Source organism: Hymenobacter sp. (assembly GCF_036387835.1).
Lineage (GTDB): Bacteria > Bacteroidota > Bacteroidia > Cytophagales > Hymenobacteraceae > Hymenobacter.
The window spans coordinates 1-21,447 of the sequence record NZ_DASVSY010000010.1 but is presented as its reverse complement, the minus strand read 5'-3'; the positions used below and the strand labels follow the sequence as shown (position 1 = coordinate 21,447).

General features: G+C 56.2%; 17 protein-coding genes. 11 read left to right on the top strand and 6 right to left on the bottom strand.

Annotation, left to right across the window (positions count from 1 at the left end):
* Positions 1–42 precede the first annotated feature (42 nt).
* The 3 genes from VF639_RS01970 to bglX all read left to right on the top strand — a co-directional run bounded on the left by VF639_RS01970 (position 43) and on the right by bglX (position 5,532).
* A complete protein-coding gene (locus tag VF639_RS01970; protein WP_331144198.1) occupies positions 43–1,602 on the top strand; it encodes a RagB/SusD family nutrient uptake outer membrane protein in 1,560 nt (519 codons plus the stop codon).
* A 15-nt stretch (positions 1,603–1,617) separates the two neighbouring features.
* Entirely contained in the window at positions 1,618–2,979 is a 1,362-nt protein-coding gene (locus VF639_RS01965) for a glucoamylase family protein (protein WP_331144197.1), read from the top strand.
* Positions 2,980–3,207: 228 nt separating this feature from the next.
* Positions 3,208–5,532, top strand: a complete 2,325-nt coding sequence (gene bglX, locus VF639_RS01960) for a beta-glucosidase BglX (protein ID WP_331144196.1) — start codon at positions 3,208–3,210, stop codon at positions 5,530–5,532.
* 299 nt (positions 5,533–5,831) lie between these two features.
* Here the strand turns inward: bglX and VF639_RS01955 are convergent, their stop codons facing one another.
* Positions 5,832–6,605, bottom strand: coding sequence for a DUF4262 domain-containing protein (locus VF639_RS01955; protein WP_331144195.1), 774 nt, complete (start codon positions 6,603–6,605; stop codon positions 5,832–5,834).
* 5 nt (positions 6,606–6,610) lie between these two features.
* A complete protein-coding gene (fabG, locus tag VF639_RS01950; protein ID WP_331144194.1) occupies positions 6,611–7,360 on the bottom strand; it encodes a 3-oxoacyl-[acyl-carrier-protein] reductase in 750 nt (249 codons plus the stop codon).
* A gap of 176 nt (positions 7,361–7,536) precedes the next feature.
* On the opposite strand from fabG, the gene VF639_RS01945 reads away from it, so the two are divergent.
* Entirely contained in the window at positions 7,537–8,778 is a 1,242-nt protein-coding gene (locus VF639_RS01945; RefSeq protein ID WP_331144193.1) for a geranylgeranyl reductase family protein, read from the top strand.
* A 109-nt stretch (positions 8,779–8,887) separates the two neighbouring features.
* On the opposite strand, the gene VF639_RS01940 is transcribed toward VF639_RS01945, so the two are convergent.
* Positions 8,888–9,598 (bottom strand): tetratricopeptide repeat protein, encoded by a 711-nt coding sequence (locus VF639_RS01940; RefSeq protein ID WP_331144192.1) that lies wholly within the window; start codon positions 9,596–9,598, stop codon positions 8,888–8,890.
* A 654-nt stretch (positions 9,599–10,252) separates the two neighbouring features.
* Here VF639_RS01940 and lpdA point away from each other — a divergent pair.
* Together lpdA and VF639_RS01930 are read left to right on the top strand one after the other, a co-directional pair.
* The gene (lpdA, locus tag VF639_RS01935; RefSeq protein ID WP_331144191.1) at positions 10,253–11,647 is read left to right on the top strand and encodes a dihydrolipoyl dehydrogenase; all 1,395 of its coding nucleotides are present in this window, start codon (positions 10,253–10,255) and stop codon (positions 11,645–11,647) included.
* Between the two features lie 165 nt (positions 11,648–11,812).
* Positions 11,813–12,004 (top strand): hypothetical protein, encoded by a 192-nt coding sequence (locus tag VF639_RS01930; protein WP_331144190.1) that lies wholly within the window; start codon positions 11,813–11,815, stop codon positions 12,002–12,004.
* A 581-nt stretch (positions 12,005–12,585) separates the two neighbouring features.
* On the opposite strand, the gene argH is transcribed toward VF639_RS01930, so the two are convergent.
* The 3 genes from argH to argB form a co-directional block, all read right to left on the bottom strand.
* On the bottom strand, positions 12,586–13,893 hold the full coding sequence (gene argH / locus VF639_RS01925) for an argininosuccinate lyase (protein ID WP_331144189.1): 1,308 nt from the start codon (positions 13,891–13,893) through the stop codon (positions 12,586–12,588).
* Positions 13,894–14,023: 130 nt separating this feature from the next.
* Positions 14,024–15,091 (bottom strand): M20 family metallo-hydrolase, encoded by a 1,068-nt coding sequence (locus tag VF639_RS01920; RefSeq protein ID WP_331144188.1) that lies wholly within the window; start codon positions 15,089–15,091, stop codon positions 14,024–14,026.
* Positions 15,079–15,861 (bottom strand): acetylglutamate kinase, encoded by a 783-nt coding sequence (gene argB, locus VF639_RS01915; RefSeq protein ID WP_331144187.1) that lies wholly within the window; start codon positions 15,859–15,861, stop codon positions 15,079–15,081. The genes VF639_RS01920 and argB overlap by 13 nt, the downstream gene beginning before the upstream one ends.
* Before the next feature lie 767 nt (positions 15,862–16,628).
* On the opposite strand from argB, the gene VF639_RS01910 reads away from it, so the two are divergent.
* From VF639_RS01910 to VF639_RS01890, 5 genes are all read left to right on the top strand, one after another.
* Positions 16,629–17,201 (top strand): GNAT family N-acetyltransferase, encoded by a 573-nt coding sequence (locus VF639_RS01910; RefSeq protein ID WP_331144186.1) that lies wholly within the window; start codon positions 16,629–16,631, stop codon positions 17,199–17,201.
* A 122-nt stretch (positions 17,202–17,323) separates the two neighbouring features.
* Positions 17,324–18,508: an argininosuccinate synthase gene (gene argG, locus VF639_RS01905; protein WP_331144185.1), complete on the top strand. Its 1,185-nt coding sequence runs from the start codon at positions 17,324–17,326 to the stop codon at positions 18,506–18,508.
* A 166-nt stretch (positions 18,509–18,674) separates the two neighbouring features.
* Positions 18,675–19,670, top strand: a complete 996-nt coding sequence (argC, locus tag VF639_RS01900) for an N-acetyl-gamma-glutamyl-phosphate reductase (protein WP_331144248.1) — start codon at positions 18,675–18,677, stop codon at positions 19,668–19,670.
* Positions 19,671–19,781: 111 nt separating this feature from the next.
* Positions 19,782–20,138: a hypothetical protein gene (locus VF639_RS01895; protein ID WP_331144184.1), complete on the top strand. Its 357-nt coding sequence runs from the start codon at positions 19,782–19,784 to the stop codon at positions 20,136–20,138.
* A 33-nt stretch (positions 20,139–20,171) separates the two neighbouring features.
* Entirely contained in the window at positions 20,172–21,335 is a 1,164-nt protein-coding gene (locus tag VF639_RS01890) for an aspartate aminotransferase family protein (RefSeq protein ID WP_331144183.1), read from the top strand.
* Positions 21,336–21,447 lie beyond the last annotated feature (112 nt).

The following is a 21,447-nucleotide window of genomic DNA, read 5'->3' as shown; positions in this document are numbered from 1 at the left end:
GTTACGCTCGGGCTGAATGTCAACTTCAAATAAGCTACGCCGATGTCTTTCCAACTTCCCACCTCTTTCTCGCGCCGCACCGGCACGGCGGCCCTGGCATTCACGCTGGCCCTGGTTAGCGGCTGCAACGACTACCTCGACGTGGCTCCGCAGGGCCAGCTCAGCGAAGATGCTATCCGCACCGACCCCACTGCCGCCCAAAAGCTGGTTGATGGCGTGTACAACGTGCTTTATATCGGTGGTTTCGGCCCCGACGTGCACAGCTTTCAGTTCATCATCCTGACCGACATTGCCTCCGACGACACCGATAAAGGCAGTACGCCCACCGATTTTCCCGATGCCGCCGCGGTAGACAACTTCACCTTGACGGGTACTAATAGCGTCGTCAACAACGTGTGGAACGGGCACTTCCAGGCCATAGCGCGCGCCAACCAGGCCCTGGATAAGATTCCACTGAGCCCGGCTCCGGAAGCCACCAAAAACCAACTGCTCGGGGAAGTACGGTTTCTGCGCGCTTACATTTATTTCAACTTGGTGCGCTTGTACAGTGGGGTGCCGCTAATCGACCGGGTGCCGGCCACTTCCGAAATCAACGACCCGCAGTTTCAGCGCCGCGCCACGGCCGAGCAAATCTACCAGCTGGTTGTGAGTGACTTGCAGTTTGCCGCCGACAATCTGCCGCTGAAAGCCGCCACCCAAACGGGCCGGGCCACCAAGGCCGCCGCGCAGGCTATGCTGGCCAAGGTGTATCTGTACCAGAAAAATTACCAGCAAGCCTACGCCCTGACCAACGAAATCATTCAGGGCCGCTCGGGCGCCTACGCCCTGTATCCCGTCTACGCCGACGTGTGGCGGACCGCGGGCGCCAACAGCTCGGAGTCCATCTTTGAAATCCAGACGGGCATAAATGCCGCCTGCAACAACTCGGCCGTGAATATCTACACCGTAAGCCAGGGGCCGCGCTCCGGTGGCCGAGGTGGTTGGGCCGACCTAGGATTTGGCTTTAACACGCCCACGCAGGCTTTGGCGAATGCCTACGAAGCCAACGACATGCGCCGGGCCGGCTCCATCATCTTCATCAACCCTACGGCCCCGGCCGGTCAACGCTCGACCGGCACCGTGCTGTGGGACGGGTTCCGAGTTCCAAGCCAGGATTCGGTGCAAGGCCCGCGCTACAGCTACAAAGCCTACCACAGTCGCACCCGCGAAGCCAACTGCGGCAACAACGACTACCTGCCCAAAAATGTCCGCATCCTGCGCTACGCCGACGTGTTGCTTATCAACGCCGAAGCGGCCCTGCAAACCGGCCAAATGGCCGCCGCCGCTACCAGCCTGAACCTGGTACGCACCCGCGCCGGCCTGACCGGCATTGCCGCGCCCACGCTCACCCAAATCTGGCAAGAGCGCCGCGTAGAGCTGGCCCTGGAGCAAGACCGGTTCTTCGACCTGGTACGCCAGGAAAGCGTGCAGTCCGGCCGTATCGTGCCCATCTTCGCCGCCCAAGGCAAAACCTTCGTGAAAAACAAGAACGAGCTTTTCCCTATTCCGCAGCAGCAAATCGACCTCAGCGGCGGCCAGTTGACGCAGAATCCGGGGTATTAAGCGCGGGTTGATCCTATGAAGACAAAACTCATCTTGCTGCTGTTCTTGCTGCTGCCTGGCTGGCTGCACGCGCAGCAAAAGCCCGCACCAAAAAAAGCCGCGCCCACTGCCAGATTCGACCCGAAGCAGCGGCCCCGTAACCTCTCCGACGAACAGTTGCTCGATCAGGTGCAGCGGCAGACGTTCCGCTACTTCTGGGACTTCGGGCACCCGGTGTCCGGCATGGCCCGGGAGCGGAGCAACGTGGCCTACGAGTACGGCAACGAGGTAGTGACAACCGGTGGTACGGGTTTCGGCATCATGGCCATCATCGTGGCCGCGAACCGCAAATGGATTACGCGGGAGCAGGCTGCTGCGCGCATCCTGAAAATCGTGAAGTTTCTGGAGAAGTCGGACTCGTTCCACGGAGTGTTTCCGCACTGGCTGAACGGGGAAACGGGGAAAGTGATTCGCTTCAGCCAGAAGGATGACGGGGGTGACCTGGTGGAAACCTCATTTCTGTTTGAGGGCCTGCTGTGCGCCCGCCAGTACTTCACGCAGGAAACGAAAACCGAGCAGGAATTGCGCAACCATATCCTGTGGATGTGGGAAGGGGTGGAGTGGAACTGGCACACGCAGGGCAACCAAAATGTGCTCTACTGGCACTGGAGCCCCAATAACGGCTGGAGCATGAACCACCAGATTCACGGCTGGAACGAGTGCCTGATCACCTACGTGCTGGCCGCATCATCGCCCAAGTACGCCATCGACAAAAAGGTGTACGACCAGGGTTGGGCCACTGGCGAGCATTTCCGCAACGGCAAGGAGTTCTATCAAACCAACCTGCCCCTAGGCTTCGATTACGGCGGCCCGCTGTTTTTCTCGCATTACTCGTTTATGGGCCTTGACCCCCGCGGCCTCAAAGACCAGTATGCCAACTACATGCAGCAAAACCAGGCCCATACCCGCATCAACTATGCCTACTGCGTGGCCAACCCCAAGAAGTACAAGGGCTACGGCCCCAACAACTGGGGCCTCACTGCCTCCGATAGCTACCAAGGCTACGCCGCCCACTCACCCACCGAAGACCTCGGCGTGATTTCGCCCACCGCGGCCCTCTCCGCCATGCCCTATGCACCCGCCGAGTCCATGGCCGCCCTCAAGCACTTTTACAACGACCTCGGTGACAACATCTGGAGCGAGTACGGCTTTGTCGACGGGTTCAGTGAGCAGCACAACTGGTACGCCAAGTCGCACCTGGCCATCGACCAGGGCCCGATTGTGGTCATGATAGAAAACCACCGCAGTGGGTTACTCTGGAAGCTCTTCATGAGCAGCCCCGACGTGCAGCGCGGTTTAACTAAGCTTGGCTTCGAAAGCCCACAAATCAAGAAGTAGGGTGCCTAAGCGTCGTGCAGAGGCGTAACCGAAGCATCTCGCGTGCTGATGTAAGGATGATAGTGTCATGCTGACGAAGGAAGCATCTGGCTTGCCTCGTTGAGACTACCACCCAAGCGAGATGCTTCGGCTCCGGCGGCGCAGACGCCAGATACATCGGTAAGACGTTCTACTCTTCGCTTGGTGGCCTGTTTCCTCTTCACCTACCAATCCTTCACTTATTCCCACATGAAACGAACCCTCCGAACGGCTTTGCTTTTTTCGCTTGGCCTAGCCTTAACGCCACAGCTGCAAGCCCAAAAGACAACCCCTACAACTTCCGTAGCCTCTGCCGATGACCCCAAGATGGGCAAGTTTGTGGCGGACCTGATGCGGAAGATGACGCTGGAAGAGAAAATCGGGCAGCTGAATCTGGTATCGGTCGGCTTTGATGTGACGGGGCCAGTGGTGAGCAAGGATGTGGACGCCAACATCCGGAAGGGCGCGGTAGGAGCGGTGCTCAACACCTACACGCCCGTAGCAGCGCGCAAGCTGCAAGAACTGGCCGTGAAAGAGTCGCGCCTGCACATTCCGCTGATTTTCGGCTACGATGTCATTCACGGGCACCGCACCATCTTCCCGATTCCGCTTGGCGTAGCTGCTTCCTGGGACTTGCCCGCCATCGAGCGGAGCGCCCGCATTGCCGCCGAAGAAGCCGCCGCCGACGGCATCAATTGGGTGTACTCGCCCATGGTCGACATTGCCCGCGACCCACGGTGGGGCCGCATTGCCGAAGGTGGGGGGGAAGACCCCTACCTCGGCGCTCAAATTGCCCGCGTGATGGTGCGCGGCTACCAGGGCCCCGACAATGACATGAGCAAGCCCACCAACGTTATGGCCTGCCTCAAGCATTTTGCCCTCTACGGCGCCGCCGAAGCCGGTCGCGACTACAACACCACCGATATGAGCCTGGTGCGCATGTACAACGAGTACCTGCCGCCCTACAAAGCCGCCATCGATGCGGGCGTAGGCTCTGTCATGAGCTCCTTCAACGACATCAACGGCACGCCCGCCACTGGCAACAAATGGCTAATGACCGACCTGCTTCGCACCCAATGGGGCTTCAAAGGCTTCGTGGCTACCGACTACACCGCCATCAACGAAATGACGGCTCACGGCATGGGCAACGACGCGCAGGTGTCGGCGCTGGCCGTCAATGCGGGTATTGACCAGGATATGGTAGGCGAAATTTTCCTGAAAAATCTGGCTCAAAACCTGAAAGACGGGACCGTGAAGCAGGAGCAAATTGATGCCGCCTGCCGCCGGGTGCTGGAAGCCAAGTACAAGCTCGGCCTTTTTGAAGACCCCTACCGCGCCGTAACGGAAAAGCGCGCCAAGGCCACCATGATGAACAAACAGTTCATGGCCGACGCCCGCGACATCAGCCGCAAAAGCCTAGTGCTTCTCAAAAACGATAAAAACACGCTGCCTCTCAAAAAATCCGGCACCATTGCCCTGATCGGCCCGCTGGCCAACCGCCAGCGCGACATGATTGGCAACTGGAGCGGTGCTGGCGACTGGAAGCAGGCCGTATCGGTAGAACAAGGCCTGAAAAATGTAGCCGGCAACGCCGTGAAAGTGGTGTACGCCCAAGGCGCCAACGTCACCGACGACGAGCAGATGATAGCCCGCCTCAACGCCCACGGCGGCGAGTTAAACATCGACAAACGCGCCCCGGAAGTGATGATGCAGGAGGCCGTGCAAGTCGCCCAAAGCGCCGACGTAATAGTGGCCGTAGTGGGCGAGTCGCAGGGCATGACGGGCGAGGCCGCCAGCCGCGCCGATATTGGGTTGCCGGGGCAGCAGCTGGAGCTACTCAAGGCGCTCAAGAAAACCGGCAAGCCGCTGGTGCTGGTGCTCATGAACGGCCGCCCACTCACGCTGAGTTGGGAAGACAAAAACGCCGATGCCATTCTGGAAACCTGGTTTGCCGGCACCCAAGCCGGCAACGCCATTGCCGACGTGCTGTTCGGCAACTACAATCCCTCGGGCAAAATCACGGCCACCTTCCCGCAGGTAGTCGGCCAGGTACCTATCTACTACAACCACAAAAACACCGGCCGCCCCTACGCCGGCGTGGCGCTCGACAAGTACAAGTCGCGCTACCTGGACGTCAGCAACGACCCGCTCTATCCCTTCGGCTACGGCCTGAGCTACACCACGTTCAAATACGGCAAACCCGAACTCAGCACTAGCACGCTAACCTCCTCGGCCACGCTGGAGGTGAAAGTAACCGTACAAAACACCGGCAACTACGACGGCGAAGAAGTGGCCCAACTCTACATCCGAGACATGGTCGGCTCCATCTCGCGCCCGGTGAAGGAGTTGAAAAGCTTCCAAAAAGTGATGCTGAAGAAAGGCGAAAGCCGCACCCTGACCTTCAAGCTAAGCCCCGACGACCTGAAGTTCTACAACGCCGACCTAAAGTTCGTGTCCGAGCCCGGCGACTTCCAAGTATTCGTCGGTGGTAACTCCCGCGACGTGCAAGAAGCCGCCTTCAAGCTGACGGAGTAAGGGAGGAGCATACAAAAGCCCGTCCGGCTGAGTTTTTCGAAGCATCTCGTGTGCTGAGGTAGAACGAGGTAGAGACGCGACACTTCGCGTCGCGTCGTTGCTGACGTTGTTTATAAAGACCCCATTCCAGTCGTTCAACGACGCGACGCGTCGCGTCTCTACAATGGGGTAACGTCAGCACGCCAGATGCTTCGGCAAGCTGAGGATGAGGCTCTAGGTTGATAAGTAACTGAGAGCTAGCTTCAGTTACTTATCAACCTGGAAATATTAATCAATCAGCTTACGATTTTTGGAACGTATTATTCTGCTTCTTCGGCCTCGTTTATATCCTTCTCCCATGTCTCCCAAGCATCTTCTAGCGTTTCGCGCCATGCCGACCAGCCATAGTTGAGCTGGAACAGGTTATTGATGGACGCATCACGCTGAATTACCTCTTCCAAAGCCACTATTTTCAAGTCGGCTACGTCAGAGGTTGTGTCACATAGAAACTGCCAGTCGCCGTCGGTATCGTGAGACACGCGCAGAATTGGCTGTCCCTCCAAGACCTGGCGCGTTGTAAAAACTCCTAGATTTCGTTCTTCACGAAACTTAAAATCAATATTTCGGTCAAGCAACGGTTGTCCGAATTTCCAGTTTGGATTAAAGCCTTCTTCCCAAGGAAACAGCGCTTGCTTATCGGGCCACACTATTTGCAGCGCCGGGAAATTCCAATTTCCGTAGAACCACTTGGCATAGCCAAAATAGTCTTTGTACCAAGCCTTGTCTACGGTTAAAAGGCGTACATCGTAGTCTCCTAAAAAGTCGGGGTAACCAAGGCTTTGGTCAGGCGCAGGATATTTGTCTAACAACTCTTTACCTGACCAAAGTACTGAGTGTAACAAGTCAAGACTCAGCCCGAAGCAAATCAGCTCCGGGTATCCGTACGACTTAAATAACCCAATTGTGTAGGAAAAGCTAGGTGAATAGCCATTGCTATTAACTTGACCAATGTGAGACCCATACTGCTCTACGTCGCTGATGATTTTCTTTTCGGCTTCTGCATCATGCGTTGCGTGCTCTTCCGGCGTCGCCATGTGGGTTACGTTAGCATGCCGCCATCAACCTGCAGCACCTGGCCGGTGATGTAGCCAGAGTCGTCGGAGGCCAGGAAGGCGGTAGCTTTGGCCACGTCCTCGGGGGAGCCGCCGCGCTTGAGCGGAATAGCTTTGCGCCATTCGTCTACTTGCTTGGGGTCGAGGGCGTCGGTCATTTCGGTTTCGATGAAACCGGGGGCAATGGCGTTGCAGCGGATGTTGCGCGAGCCGAGTTCCAGCGCCACCGACTTCGTGAAGCCGATGATACCTGATTTCGAAGCGGCGTAGTTGGCCTGACCAGCGTTGCCTTTGATGCCAACTACCGAGGTCATGTTGATGATGCTCCCGGCTTTGGCGCGCATCATAGGCTTGGTGGCCGCTTTGGTGAGGTTGAACACCGACTTCAGGTTCACAGCTATTACCTGGTCCCACTGTTGCTCGCTCATGCGCATTAGCAGGCCGTCTTGCGTGATGCCGGCGTTGTTGACGAGGATATCCAGCTTGGTAAAATCGGCCAACACGTCTTCCACCAGCTTTTCGGCTTCCGCATACACGGAGGCATCGGAGCGGTAACCTTTTACTTTGGTGCCGTGGGCGGCCAGCTCTGCTTCAAGCTGCTGACCTTTCTCCACACTGGAGAGATAGGTGAAAGCCACCTGAGCGCCTAATTGGGCGAAATGCACCGCAATGGCGCGGCCAATTCCTTTAGAGGCGCCCGTAATGAGGGCTACTTTTCCGTCGAGTAGTTTTGTCATGGGGCGAAGGTAGCAAAAGAGGCTATTAGCTGTTAACTGCTAGCTGTTGGCTTTTTATAAGCTGCAACTGAGCAAGCCAAGCACTGTTCAGTAGAATGCTTTGCCGTAGCTTGCGCAGCATTCTGTGGTCTCTGGAAGCTAATAGCTAGCAGCCAACAGCTATCAGCTGAGAAATTATGCTTGAAACTGACATCTGTATTCTAGGTGCCGGGCCGGGGGGCGCCACGGCGGCATTGCACCTCGCCAACGCTGGTCAGCCCTGCCTGCTCCTCGACCGAGCGACTTTCCCCCGCGACAAAGTCTGCGGCGACGCTTTGAGCGGTAAGGTGTTAAGTGAATTACGCCGGGTCGATGCCGACCTGCCTGCTCGGCTCGAAATGGCGCCGTTGCAGCTTCCTTCTTGGGGCATCGACTTTTACGCTCCCAACGGCCGCAAGCTGACGGTTCCCTTCAAGCCGCGCTACAACCCCGCCACCGACCACGCTGCCGGCCACATCAGCAAACGCCTCGACTTCGACAACTTCCTCATCCAAGAAGTACGCCGCCGCCCCGAAATAGACCTACGGGAAGGCATCGACATCAGCCAGCAGGAGCAACAGCCCGATGGACGGTGGCTGCTGAAAAACGCGGATGGGCAGCCGGTCGTACTGGCGCGGCTACTGTTGGTCGCCAACGGGGCGCAGTCGGTCTTTGCGCGGCAAATCGGCGGGCACGCCTTAGAGCCCGCACACCACTGTGCCGGCCTGCGGGCTTACTACCGAGGCGTGCGCAACATGCACCCCGACAACTTCATCGAGCTGCATTTTATCAAGGATTTTCTGCCCGGCTACCTTTGGGTATTTCCCCTGCCCAACGGCGAGGCCAACGTGGGAGTAGGTATGCTCACCGAAGCTGTGTCGAAGAAGAAAGTGAACCTGCGCGAGCAGCTCACAGCTATGCTCGCTACACATCCAGCCCTGAAAGACCGATTTGCCGGCGCCGAGCGGCTAGGGCCAGTGCGGGGCTTCGGTTTGCCCCTCGGCTCGAAGCGCCGTTCACTTTCCGGTCGCAACTTCCTGCTACTCGGCGACGCTGCCTCGCTCATCGACCCCTTCAGCGGCGAGGGCATCAGCCACGCCATGGTGTCGGGCCGCCACGCCGCCGATTGGGCTTGCCGGGCCCTCGCCGTGCAGGATTTCACCCCACCTTTCTTGGTGGGTTATGATAAAGCCGTGTATAACCGCCTCGGCCAGGAGTTGCGCCTGAGTCGGGTTATGCAGCGTCTGTTAAACTACCCGTGGCTGTTCAATTTCATTGCCAACCGCGCCGCCAGCAACCCCACCATTGCCGAAACGCTGTCTATGATGTTCCTGGACCTGGACATGCGCGAACGGCTCCGCAAGCCAAGCTTCTATTTGAAGCTGCTAGTTGGAAAGTAACGCGAAGCTCCCGCTTCCGCGCACGAGCAAAGCGAGTATCCGTAACCACGCCATCTGGTCCTGACGCGAGATACTCGCTTTGCTCGTGCGCGGAAGCGGGAGCTTCGCGTTACTTCTCCACGTAGCGCCGGAGGCTTCGCTCGGCTTTGGGGTTCAATTGAACGGCTTTTTCCAGATCGGCTTTGGCTTCGGCGGGTTTATTGAGGGAGGCGTAGCTGATACCGCGGTATTCGTAAGCATCGGCATAGATGGAGTCGAGGCGGATGGCTTCGGTGAAGTCAGGGATGGCGGCTCTGAAGTTGAGGGTTTGCATACGGGCCACCCCGCGCCCAAAGAAAGCTTCTTTGTACTGCGGATTGTACTGAATAGCTTTCGTTAGATCAGTGACAGCCGCCGGAGACTGCTTCATTTTGAGGCGGTTGAGCCCGCGTTGGTAAAAGGCTTCCGCTTGGTTAGGTGATAGACGCAATGCCGTGTTGCAGTCGGCAATAGCGGCATCGTACTCTCGAAGGTGGCTTTTGGCCTTGGCCCGCACCAGCAGCACCTGCACATCACCGGGCGTACTAGCCAGTAGCGCATCAGCCGCCTCCACCATAGCCCGGTACTCGGAAGTGGATTTGGCAACTTCCGCTGTGGCGCCCGCCGCCGAAGCCGTGGCATTGGTTAGGGCCGCCGAGTCGAGCAACAAGGGCTCGGCGCGCTCCAGGCGAATTGCCCGTTGCGAAGTAGCAGTATTCTTGTCCGCTTCAACGGAGGCGCATTGCGCGAAAAACAACAGGCTGCCAGCAACAGAAAGCAAAACAAGTAGGCGGCGAAGCATACAAAAGTGAGGCGCAATGGGGGCAGGAAGAAGCACAGAAAATTCGTAGCGACCAATAAGGAACCAGCTTTAGCTAACAGCCAACATCAGCACAGCCGCTTATTTCAGAAACTACGCGTGCCCATAAAAAGATGCATCCACCGCACCTAATTGATTTGTTTGGAAAAGACAGAAGATCAAGACAAGAACTATCCGAAAAAGAACGTCATTCCGAGGCACGAGGAATCCCGCGAGCAATGATAATTTCTGAAAGCTAGGTTTACCACTGCACGCGAGATTCCTCGTGCCTCGGAATGACGTTCTTCTCAATGGCTTGATTCTTTGGGAATGCCCTAAAAGTTTGCTGGCAAAGCAAAAGCTTAGGTTTTCGCCAACTCAACTGCCTGCTTACTACGAGCCTTTTTGCCTGATCAGAGCCTGCTTCACAGGTTGCCGCGCCCACTAACAGATTCCCTCAAATATGCTTCTGGTAAATGAATTTGGTGGTTTTCGCCTGGCAGATAATCCAGCCAAGGTAGGAGGGAGAGCAACCAAGAACCGATGCCCGCTTCTAGCTGTTGGGTAGATGCGCCGCCTGCCTATCTTTGTCGACCCCGTGGGGCGGCTATCAGCCCGGCGCGGAGTTTCCTTTTTCACCTTCAACCTGAAAACACTATGGCATTGCAATACGACCTGGTCGTGGTCGGCTCTGGGCCGGGCGGCTACGTGGCCGCCATCCGCGCCTCCCAACTTGGTCTGAAAGTCGGCGTCATCGAGCGAGAGTCGCTCGGGGGCATCTGCCTCAATTGGGGCTGCATTCCTACCAAAGCGCTGCTCAAAAGTGCTCAGGTGTTTGAATACCTCAACCACGCCAGCGAATACGGCCTGAAAGCCGAAGGCGTGAGCTTCGACTTCAACGCCGTCATCAACCGCAGCCGCGGCGTGGCCGATGGCATGAGCAAGGGCATCAACTTCCTGTTTAAAAAGAACAAAATCGACGCCATCATGGGCACCGGCAAGCTGCTGGCCCCCGGCAAAGTCGAGCTAACCAAAGCCGACGGCACCAAGGACACGGTAGAAGCCAAGCACATCATTCTGGCCACCGGCGCCCGTTCGCGCGAGTTGCCCACCATGCCCGTCGACGACAAGAAAATCATCGGCTACCGCAAAGCCATGAGCCTCGAAAAGCAGCCCAAGCGCCTCGTGGTGGTTGGTTCGGGCGCTATTGGCGTCGAGTTTGCGTACTTCTACCGGGCCATGGGCTCGGAGGTGACGGTGGTGGAATACTTGCCCCGCATCGTGCCCGTTGAGGACGAGGAAGTGTCGCGCCAGATGGAAAAGTCGTTCAAGAAAATGGGCATCAACGTGCTAACCAGCGCCGAGGTAACCAAAGTGGACACCAGCGGCGAAGGCTGCAGCGTGACCGTCAAAACCGAGAAAGGCGAGCAGCAAATTGCCTGCGATGTAGTGCTGAGCGCCGTTGGCGTGACCACCAACCTGGAAAACATCGGCATCGAAGAGCTAGGCATCAAAGTGGAGCGCGGCCGCGTCATCGTCGACGACTACTACCAGACCAACGTGCCCGGTATTTACGCCATCGGCGACATTATTCCGGGCCCGGCGCTGGCCCACGTAGCCTCGGCCGAAGGCATTATCTGCGTCGAGAAAATTACGGGTCACAACCCCGAGCCGCTCAACTACCAGAACATTCCGGGCTGCACCTACGCCACCCCGGAAATTGCCTCCGTGGGTCTCACCGAAGCCGAAGCCAAAAAGCAGGGCTACGACATTCTGGTAGGCAAGTTCCCTTTCTCTGCCTCCGGCAAAGCCTCAGCAGGTGGCGTGAAAGATGGCTTCGTGAAAGTAATCTTCGACAAGAAGTACGGCGAGTGGCTCGGTGCCCACATGATTGGCTCGAACGTGACGGAAATGATTGCCGAAGTGGTGGTTGCCCGCAAACTCGAAACTACCGGCCACGAAATCATTAAGTCGGTTCACCCGCACCCCACCATGAGCGAAGCCGTGATGGAAGCTGCGGCTGCAGCTTACGGCGAAGTGATTCACTTGTAAAATAGAGCCTAAGCTTTGGCTTGTGCTCACTGGCAAAAGCCCCAACATCCACTGGTGTTGGGGCTTTTACATTTCTTATGCTGTCGATACGGGCCTTGCATCGGCCGAACTATGAAACTGTCTTGTCGTATCCCTGTTATTTCGCTTTCCCCATCACCAAGCCCCATGAAGCTATCCTATCGTTTGTTAATTATTCTGTTGTTGGTTGGAATGGGGTTGGTGCTGATGGCAGCATTCTTTAAAGTTCAGCGCTATCCAGGTAGCGACTTCCTTATATTGCTGGGGTTAGCGATTCAGTTTATAGCCGGGGTATTAGTTGTCTGGAAGTTCGCTAACGGGCTGAAAAAGCGTGAATAGCAAGTGGCACCGTAGTTATTGAGCAGCGCCTACCCGCCCTAAAGGAGATTCGCCATAATTAAATTGCGACCAGACTGCTGCCGTGGCGCTTTTGCGTTTCGTCTGCTCCAACGAGACTGCCTTTCTACCTCAAAGCTAAGTGTATCAATAGGTACTGCTAAAGCAGCGCTTTGCAGGAATGGCATGGCCACAAACGGAAGCCGGCCGCCTCGAACGTAAGTCGAAGCGGCCGGCTACTTGGGTTCGAATAGTGGCGAAACAACTGCATCTAGCAAGCTGTCCGGTATTCGAAAATACTACAGGCGGGGTGGGGTTTGCGCCTGTTCAAACGGAGCGTGGGAATTGGCTACTAGCTGATGGGGGGGATTCATTAGCTGGTAGCGGGAGCAATATTACAAAGAATTAGTTAACTAGTAAGTGTTAGCTCACTTCTTTTGGTGAGTATATACTTACCATTTTTAATACTTCTAATGCAATCGATTGTTATTCAGTTTTTTATAAAGCTCATCTTTTTAATCATATTGAAAAATATTTTTTGCAACGGCGAGAAAAGGTATGGTAATAGTGCTCTATTGATGCCTTTATTCGTTTTGTAGCACGCGGCTAGTCTCGCGCACTCGGGCCACCTTCGCCCGGATTTCCTCTAACCCTAGGTTGTGGACGCTGCCCAAATGCGTAGTGTGAAACTTGCGGTGCGGTATGTAGCGGCCCTGCTCCACAGCTTGCCCCACCTGCACATAGGCTTCGCGGAACGGCACGCCAGCCTGAATAAGCTGATTGATGTTCTCGACCGAGAAGATGCCATCGTACTTGGGCTGATTCAGCAAATCGGGCTTGATGCGCAGTTGAGGCAGCGCGAAGAGCAGGATGTCGAGAATGTCGAGGAACTGCATCATCGGCTCGAAGAGAATCTCCTTCAGGATTTGGAAGTCGCGGTGGTAGCCGCTCGGGAGGTTGTTGGTGGTTAGCATGAGGGTGGTGGGCAAGCCTTGCAGAGCATTGCAGCGGGCCCGCACCAGCTCGAACACGTCGGGGTTTTTCTTGTGGGGCATGATGCTGGAACCCGTGGTAAAGGCGGCCGGCAGCTCCACAAAAGCTAGGTCCTGGCTGTTGTAGAGCACTAAGTCGTAAGCCATTTTCGAGAGGGTAGCACCCACGCCGGCCAGTGCGAAGGCCACGGTTTTCTCGGTTTTGCCCCGCAGCATCTGGGCGCCTACTGAACTAACGGCGAGGTTGCCGAACCCCATTTCCTGCGTGGTAAGCTGCCGGTCGATGGGGAAGCTGCTGCCGAAGCCGGCGCCCGAACCCAATGGGTTTTGGTCGGCTACGGTGTGGGCGGCCTCCAGCAGGGCCAAGTCGAGGAGCAGGTGTTCGGCGTAAGCCGAAAACCACAGGCCGAAACTGCTCGGCATGGCAGCCTGAAAGTGCGTGTAGCCCGGCATCAGGTCGGTTTGGTGCGCTTCGGCCTTTTCCAGTAGTACCGCCACCAGCGCCATGATTTGGGCGGCGGCTTGCTCGGTATAGTCTTTCAGAAACAGTTGAATGGCGGTGAGTACCTGGTCGTTGCGGGAGCGGGCCGTGTGAATTTTTTTGCCCGCATCCCCGAATTTCTCGGTCAGGTAGGCCTCGATTTTCGAGTGGACGTCCTCGAAGCTCTCCTCGATGGTGAAGGTGCCTGCCTCTAGTTGGGCTGCCAGCTCCGTCAGGCCTAACTGAAGCTGCTGGTTTTCCTCGCCCGAAATCAGATTAACCTTAGCCAGCATGTTGGCCTGAGCTTTAGACGCCAATACATCGAACCGGGCCAGATACAGGTCCAGCTCCCGGTCTTTGCCGACCGTGAACTGCTCGATTTTCTTGTCAACGGCAATGCCCTTATCCCAAATTTTCATATTGCTGAGTGTAACACCAACTTTCAGTTGGTGAGTTGCTGCTAATTCGTAGATGATGCTTCAAGACTTCATTGCACGGCGCACCGCTGGAGACGTTCGGGGTTCACCAACTGAAAGTTGGTGTGTTACATCACCATTCCAAACCATCCAGCAGTTCTATATAGCCCCGGATTCCTGCCCGGATTTCGCTGAGCAAGATGTACTCGTCGGGGGTGTGGGAGCGGGCCGAGTCGCCGGGGCCGATTTTAACGGTGTCGAAGGGCATCATGGATTGGTCGGACAGGGTGGCGGAGCCGAAGGCCCGGCGGCCTTGCGCCAGCCCTTTACGCACCAGCGGATGGTCTAGAGCAATGCGGGAAGAGTTGAGGTGCGTGGAGCGGGGTGTAACATCGGCCCCCACCTGCGCCCGGATTAGCTGCACAATGTCCTCGTTGCTGTACAGCTCGTTGGTGCGCACATCGACCACAAACTGGCATTTGTCGGGCACTACATTGTGCTGCGAGCCGGCTTGCACCTGCGTAACGGTAGTTTTCACGGGGCCTAGCAGTTCCGATACCAGCGGGAACTGGTAGTGCTGAAACCAGTGAATATCGGGAAGGGCTTTGTACAAAGCGTTTTCGCCTTCGTCGCGGGCGGCGTGGCCGGTGCGGCCGTGGGTTACACAATCCAGCACCACGAGGCCCTTTTCGGCAATGGCCATGTCCATTTGGGTCGGCTCACCAACGATGCCTAAGTTTATCTTCCCGAGCTGCGGCAGGACGCTGCGGATGCCGCCCGCGCCTGAAATTTCCTCTTCTGCCGTGATGGCGCAAATCAGGTTGAAGGCCGGGCGCTGCTCTTGAAAATACAGGAAGGTGGCTAGCAAGCTCACCGTTGAGGCGCCGGCGTCGTTGCTGCCGAGGCCAATGAGTTTATCGCCCTCCAGCACGGCCCCGAATGGGTCGTAGGTCCAGGTGCTGCCGGGCTTCACGGTGTCGTGATGAGAATTGAGCAGCAGGGTAGGGCAGGTGGCCTCGAAGTGCGGGGCCACGGCCCACACGTTGTGGCCGGCGCGTTGTGGGTGCGCGCCGTGCGCGGCCAGAAAGTTGAAAATAAGGCCCGCCGTTGCGCCTTCTTCCCGCGAGAACGACGGCGTTTTAAGTAGCTGAACGAGCAGCTGAATAGCTTCTTCGGAAAGACGTTCGATTAGCTCCGGCATAAAATCGTTTTCACGGGCTCGTTGATTTTCAAGGCGTTTTCGATAACCACGGTAGCTACTCCAGCTTCCAGCGCGGCAAAGGCGTTGTCGAGTTTGGGCACCATGCCGGCCGCAATGACGCCGTCGGCCTTCAACGTTTGATACAACCCAGGCGTGATGCGCGGAATCACCGACGTCTCGTCGTTGAGGTCGGTCAGCACCCCGTCTTTCTCGAAGCAAAAGTGCAGTTCTACCGCATATGACCCGGCCAGGGCACGGGCCAGGGTGCTGGCAATGGTATCGGCATTGGTGTTAAGCAATTGGCCGTGGCCGTCGTGGGTGATGGCGCAGAACACGGGCGTTATGTTGGCTTCGAGCAGTTGCTCCAGCAGGCTGCTATTGATGCTGTGCTCGTTCAGGTCGCCCACGTAGCCGTAGTCGATGGTGCGCACGGGGCGTTTAGTGGCCTGAATGGCGTTGGCATCGGCGCCCGACAGGCCGAGTGCATTTACGCCCTCCGCTTGCAGAAAAGCTACAATTTGCTTGTTGGTTTTGCCGGCGTAAAACATCGTCACGATGTCGAGGGTGGCGGCGTCGGTGATGCGGCGGCCCTCTACCATTTGGGGCTCTATGCCGAGGCGAGCAAGCATCTGGTTGGCTCCTTTGCCACCGCCGTGTACCAGTATTTTGCGGCCTTCGATGCGCGCCAGCTCCCCGATAAAATAGCGAAGCTGTGTTTCATCATCGATGATGCCACCCCCGATTTTAAATATTTTTAGGACTTTGCTCATAAGCTAATTAGGTGATGAAAGGCCGTGCTTGGGGCCATGTTCAGATAGAACGTCCTGCAGAGGTGCAACGGAAGCATCTCGCTCGTGTGGTAAGCTCAGTTACTACTCTTACATCAGCACGCGAGATGCTTCGGCTGCGCCTCTGCAGGAGGTTGTAACGTTCTTTTCAAAAAGGCTCTAAGGGCGATAAAATGTGGCAATGTAAGCCTTAGCGTTTGGCCACAAATCGGAAGCGCGCTATTGCTAAAGGTTTTTTAACGTGGAGCCGGCAAAGTTTCCGAAAAAAAACATCTAGTTTTGCAACGATTTAGCGGTTCTAATCATTTAAACCGCAGAAACACTTACGCCGCCCCGCGGCAACTGTCATGGTTCGTCTCTCCTCTCTTGTGCTTCTGCTACGACCCACGCTGGTCGTGCGAATAATGCCAGCTTAAAAGCTGGCTGCACAATTTCGCCTGCGTTTTTAGCATGAGCAAAAACCGGCGCGGGGCCTTCACCAAATCGCCCCGATTGAAGAGAACTTAAACTGATAACCATCTGACACGAGTGTAAGCCCTACGTAGTATGTCGTTTCTGGCGAACTGTAAGCCAGAAATGCTCCTTCAGCCGCCCGCGAAGCCAATTATTCCTCGTTTTCAGGATTTTTCCCTGATTCCGGTCTTTTCCCCGGTTGCCGAGCCACTTCATTCGTAAGTAGCTTATACTTTTTTCAGTCCGTCTTTCCGAGTCCGTTGTCTGATAGGCAGGCAACTAACCGAGCTTTGACCATGATTTTACGCGTAGCCAATGCTGCCGACGCGCAGTATGTGGAAACCCTTTGTCAATGGTACGCCGAATCCGCCAGAACGCGGGGGGTCGGTATCGCCAAGCGTGACCCTAACTATCTGGTAAAGAAGATGGATAAGGGCGACGCCATTATTGCTTTCGTTGACGAGCAGCTGGCCGGTTTCTGCTATATCGAGACGTTCGAAGACAACAAGTTCGTGGTCAATTCGGGACTCATCGTGAATACGGCGCTGCGTCAGGAGGGCTTGGGCCGGGCCATCAAGCACCGCGTGTTCGAGCTGTCGCGCACCAAATACCCGGCGGCCAAAATCTTCGGTATCACCACCAGCGCGGCCGTCATGAAAATCAACAACGAGCTAGGCTACCGCCCGGTAACCTTCCCGGAGCTGACCCAAAGCGACGATTTCTGGAAGGGCTGCTCTAGCTGCAAAAACTACGGCATCCTGATGGAAAACGAGCGCAAAATGTGCCTATGTACCGGCATGGTTTACGACAAGCTCGACGACCAGTTCAGCCAGCGTGCGCAGGAGTCGATTGAAATCATCAAATACTGAGGGGTAGGTAATTGGTATTGTGTGGAATAGGAGTGAGACTATTTCTGGTCGTCAGATAACTCACTGCTAACCACCCACTACTCACTACCAGCTACTTAGTACCCTTTACTCAATACTAACAAATGAAAAAGGTAGTTTTAGCGTACAGCGGCGGTTTAGATACGTCGTATTGCGTGGTGTACCTGACCCGCGAGTTGGGTTTGGAGGTGCACACGGTTATTGTCAACTCGGGTGGTTTCTCGCAGGAGGAGCTAGCAGCCATCGAGAAACGAGCCTACGAGCTTGGCTCGACCAAGCACGAGGTGATTGACGTGACCGAGCGATTCTACCGGGACTGTTTGCGCTACCTTATTTTCGGCAATATCCTTAAGAACGACACGTATCCGCTGAGCGTCAGCGCGGAGCGGATGTTCCAGTCGCTGGCTTTGGCCGAGTACGCCCGCGAGCACCAGGCCGACTACATTGCCCACGGCAGCACCGGCGCCGGCAATGATCAGGTTCGTTTCGATGTGGCGTTTTCGGTGATTTCGCCGAACACCGAAATCATCACGCCCATTCGCGACCTGAAACTGTCGCGCCAGGCGGAAATCGACTTTCTGAACCAGCACGGCTTCGAGATGAGTTGGGAAAAGGCCAAATACTCCATCAACAAGGGGATTTGGGGCACCAGCGTGGGCGGTGTCGAAACGCTGACGTCCAACCAAGCCTTGCCTGAATCGGCGTACCCGACGCAAATCAGCGCCACGGAGCCAACCAGCGTGGAAATTACCTTCGAGAAGGGCGAGCCGGTGGCTTTGAATGGCCAGACTATGAACCCGGTGCAGCTCATTCAGGCGCTAAACGAGCTAGCGGGCCAATACGCCATCGGCCGCGATACACACGTCGGCGACACTATTTTGGGCATTAAAGGCCGCGTGGGGTTTGAGGCTCCGGCGCCACTTATTCTGCTGAAAGGCCACCATTTGCTGGAAAAGCACACGTCGAGCCGGTGGCAGCAGCTGCACAAAGACTACATCGCCAACTGGTACGGTACGCTGCTGCACGAAGCGCAGTACCTCGACCCGGTAATGCGCGATATGGAAGCCTTCCTGACGTCGTCGCAGGAGCGGGTGTCGGGCAAGGTGTTCGTTACGCTGAAACCGTATCAGTTCGAGCTGCAAGGCATCGAGTCGAGATATGACATGATGCGCTCAAAAGTGGCTACCTACGGCGAGGAAAACGACGCTTGGGACGGCCGCGACGCCAAGGGCTTCATTAAAATATTCAGCAATCAGCTCCGCATTCACAGCTCCTTCAATGAGGAATAGCAACGACTTGCCGGAGGGGGCCTCACCCCCTAGCCCCCTCTCCCGTGGAGAGGGGGAACTAGCTCTAGATGTTAGCTCTAATGTAGAGAAGCAGTTAACAGCAGCAGAGTCAGAGGAACTAGAGTTAGAAGAAAAGCTAAAAGCTAGTTCCCCTTCTCTTTTGGAGATGGGGCTAGGGGGTGAGGTCATTCGCGTGGGTATTGTGGGCGGCGCGGGCTACACGGCCGGCGAGCTGATCCGCATCCTGCTGCATCACGAGTACGTGGCGTTAGGGGCCATTGTCAGCTCCTCGAATGCGGGCAATCCGGTGTACCAGGTACACGATGATTTGGTGGGCGAGACAGACCTGGTATTTGCCTCGGAATTGGCGGGGGATGAGGACGTGGTGTTTCTGTGCCTCGGGCACGGCAACTCGCGGGCTTTCCTGGAAAAGACGCCGCTGTCAGCTACCACCCACATCATCGACCTGAGCAATGATTTCCGCCTGGAGGCGGATCAGGAGTTTGCCGACCGGGAGTTTGTGTACGGGTTGCCGGAGTTGAACAAGAGCCGCATTCAGCAGGCGCAAAGCATTGCCAATCCGGGCTGTTTTGCCACGGCCATTCAGCTGGCTTTGTTGCCGCTAGCGGCGGCGGGCAAACTGACCGAGGATGTGCACGTGTCGGCCATTACCGGCTCGACGGGGGCGGGGCAGAGCTTATCGGAGACGGTGCATTTCTCGTGGCGCACCAACAATGTGTCTATCTACAAGCCGTTCAGCCACCAGCACCTTGGCGAGATAGGGGAGAGTCTGGCGCAACTACAGCACCCGCTGGAAATGGCTATTCACTTCATTCCGTACCGAGGAAATTTCTCGCGTGGTATCTTCGCCAGTGTCTACACGCCCACGGATTTAACGCAGGACGAAGCGCGCCAGCTGTACCAGGATTTCTACGCCGCCGCGCCTTTTACCACTGTTTCCGACAAGGAAATTCACCTCAAGCAAGTAGTCAATACCAACAAGTGTCTGCTGCACGTGCAAAGGTTCGGCAAGCAACTGCTGATTACTTCGGTTATTGATAATCTGGTGAAGGGCGCTTCCGGCCAAGCGGTGCAGAATATGAATCTGCTGTTTGGCCTGCCGGAAACGACGGGTTTAAATTTGAAGGCGGGACTTTTGTAATGTTCTAGAACGTCATGCTGAGCCTGCCGAAGCATCTCTACCGCGCCGCATATCATATCGTTCTGCCAAGATGCTTCGGCAAGCTCAGCATGACAACTTCACGTTACTCTTATGAATGCTGAAACTAAGCTATTAGCCGAGGTAATTCGAAACGCTCCCTATGGAGCTAACTGGTTCCTTTCTACGGATTCCTATGATGGTATCAAATACATACTTGGCAGTTTACTAAATATTACAAAAGGTGATTGGATTGTAAACATTACTGAAGTAAACAGAGCTACTGTAGCTGAGTTGATTGAGAAACACGGATTGGCGATGAAAATAGTCCATACTTCTGTTGAATCTAAAGAGCGTACAGTTCTGCTCAGAGGGTACGACGGGATGGCTTTTATCGGTATTAATGAAGACTTTTATAAAGAGCTTAATCAAGACAATATACCCGCCACATTAGACATTGAGTTAGATTAAATTATTGTCGAAAGCTAACAACCGCAAAAAACCATGGAGCTTTTCAACGTATATCCGCTCGTCAACATCACGCCGGTTAAGGCGCTAGGAGCCAAGCTGTGGGACGATAAAGGCCAGGAGTACCTGGACTTCTACGGCGGCCACGCCGTAATTTCCATCGGCCACAGCCACCCGCACTACGTGCAGCGCCTCACCGAGCAGTTGCAGAACATCGGCTTCTACTCCAACTCGGTGCAGATTCCGATTCAGGCGCAGCTGGCCCGTAAGCTCGGCGAGGTATCGGGCTACGACGACTACACGCTGTTTCTGTGCAACTCGGGTGCCGAAGCCAATGAGAATGCCCTGAAGCTGGCCTCGTTTCATACCGGCAAAAACCACGTCATTGCCTTCAAAGGCGCTTTTCACGGCCGAACCTCCGGGGCAGTAGCGGCCACCGACAACCCCAAAATCGTGGCGCCCTTCAACGCGGGCCACGCTATTTCGTTTGTGCCCTACGAGCTGAGCGAAGTGGAGCGGGTGATGCAAACCGGCGAAGTTTGCGCCGTTATCGTCGAGCCGATTCAGGGTGTGGGCGGCATCATTATGCCTTCCGATGAGTTTTTGGTAGGCTTGGCCGCGCTCTGCAAACTGCACGGCGTGCTGCTGATTGCCGATGAGGTGCAGAGCGGTTACGGCCGCAGCGGCAAGTTCTTCGCGCACCAACACGCCGGCATCAAGCCCGACATCATTTCGGTGGCCAAAGGCATGGGTAATGGCTTCCCCATCGGCGGCATCCTGATTTCGCCGGAGCTGAAAGCCTCGTATGGCCTGCTCGGCACAACATTCGGCGGCAACCACCTGGCCTGCGCCGCTGCGCTGGCTGTGCTGGAAGTCATCGAAGACGAAAACCTCTTGCAGCACGCCACCGAGCTAGGCGCTTACCTGCGCACTGAGCTGGAAGTTAATGCGGGAGCCGAGGAAATCCGCGGCCGGGGCCTGATGGTAGGCATCAAGTACGACTTCCCCATCAAGGACGTGCGCGACAAACTGCTGACCGAGCACCACATCTTCGTCGGCAACGCCTCTGACCCAACGGTGCTCCGCCTGCTGCCACCGCTCAACATCACGAAGGATGAAGTCGATAGGTTCTTGCAGGCGCTGTATGAACTGACGAGCAAATCGGTAGCCACCATCCACGCCCCATCCGCACTAGACTAGAGTTGATAAGCGAGAAGCTCCCCTCCTTTTTTTCAAGGAGGGGTGGCCGGAGGCCGGAGTGGTTAATTAGAATTAGTAGATCGTTCAACGATGGAACCACCCCGGCCTCTGG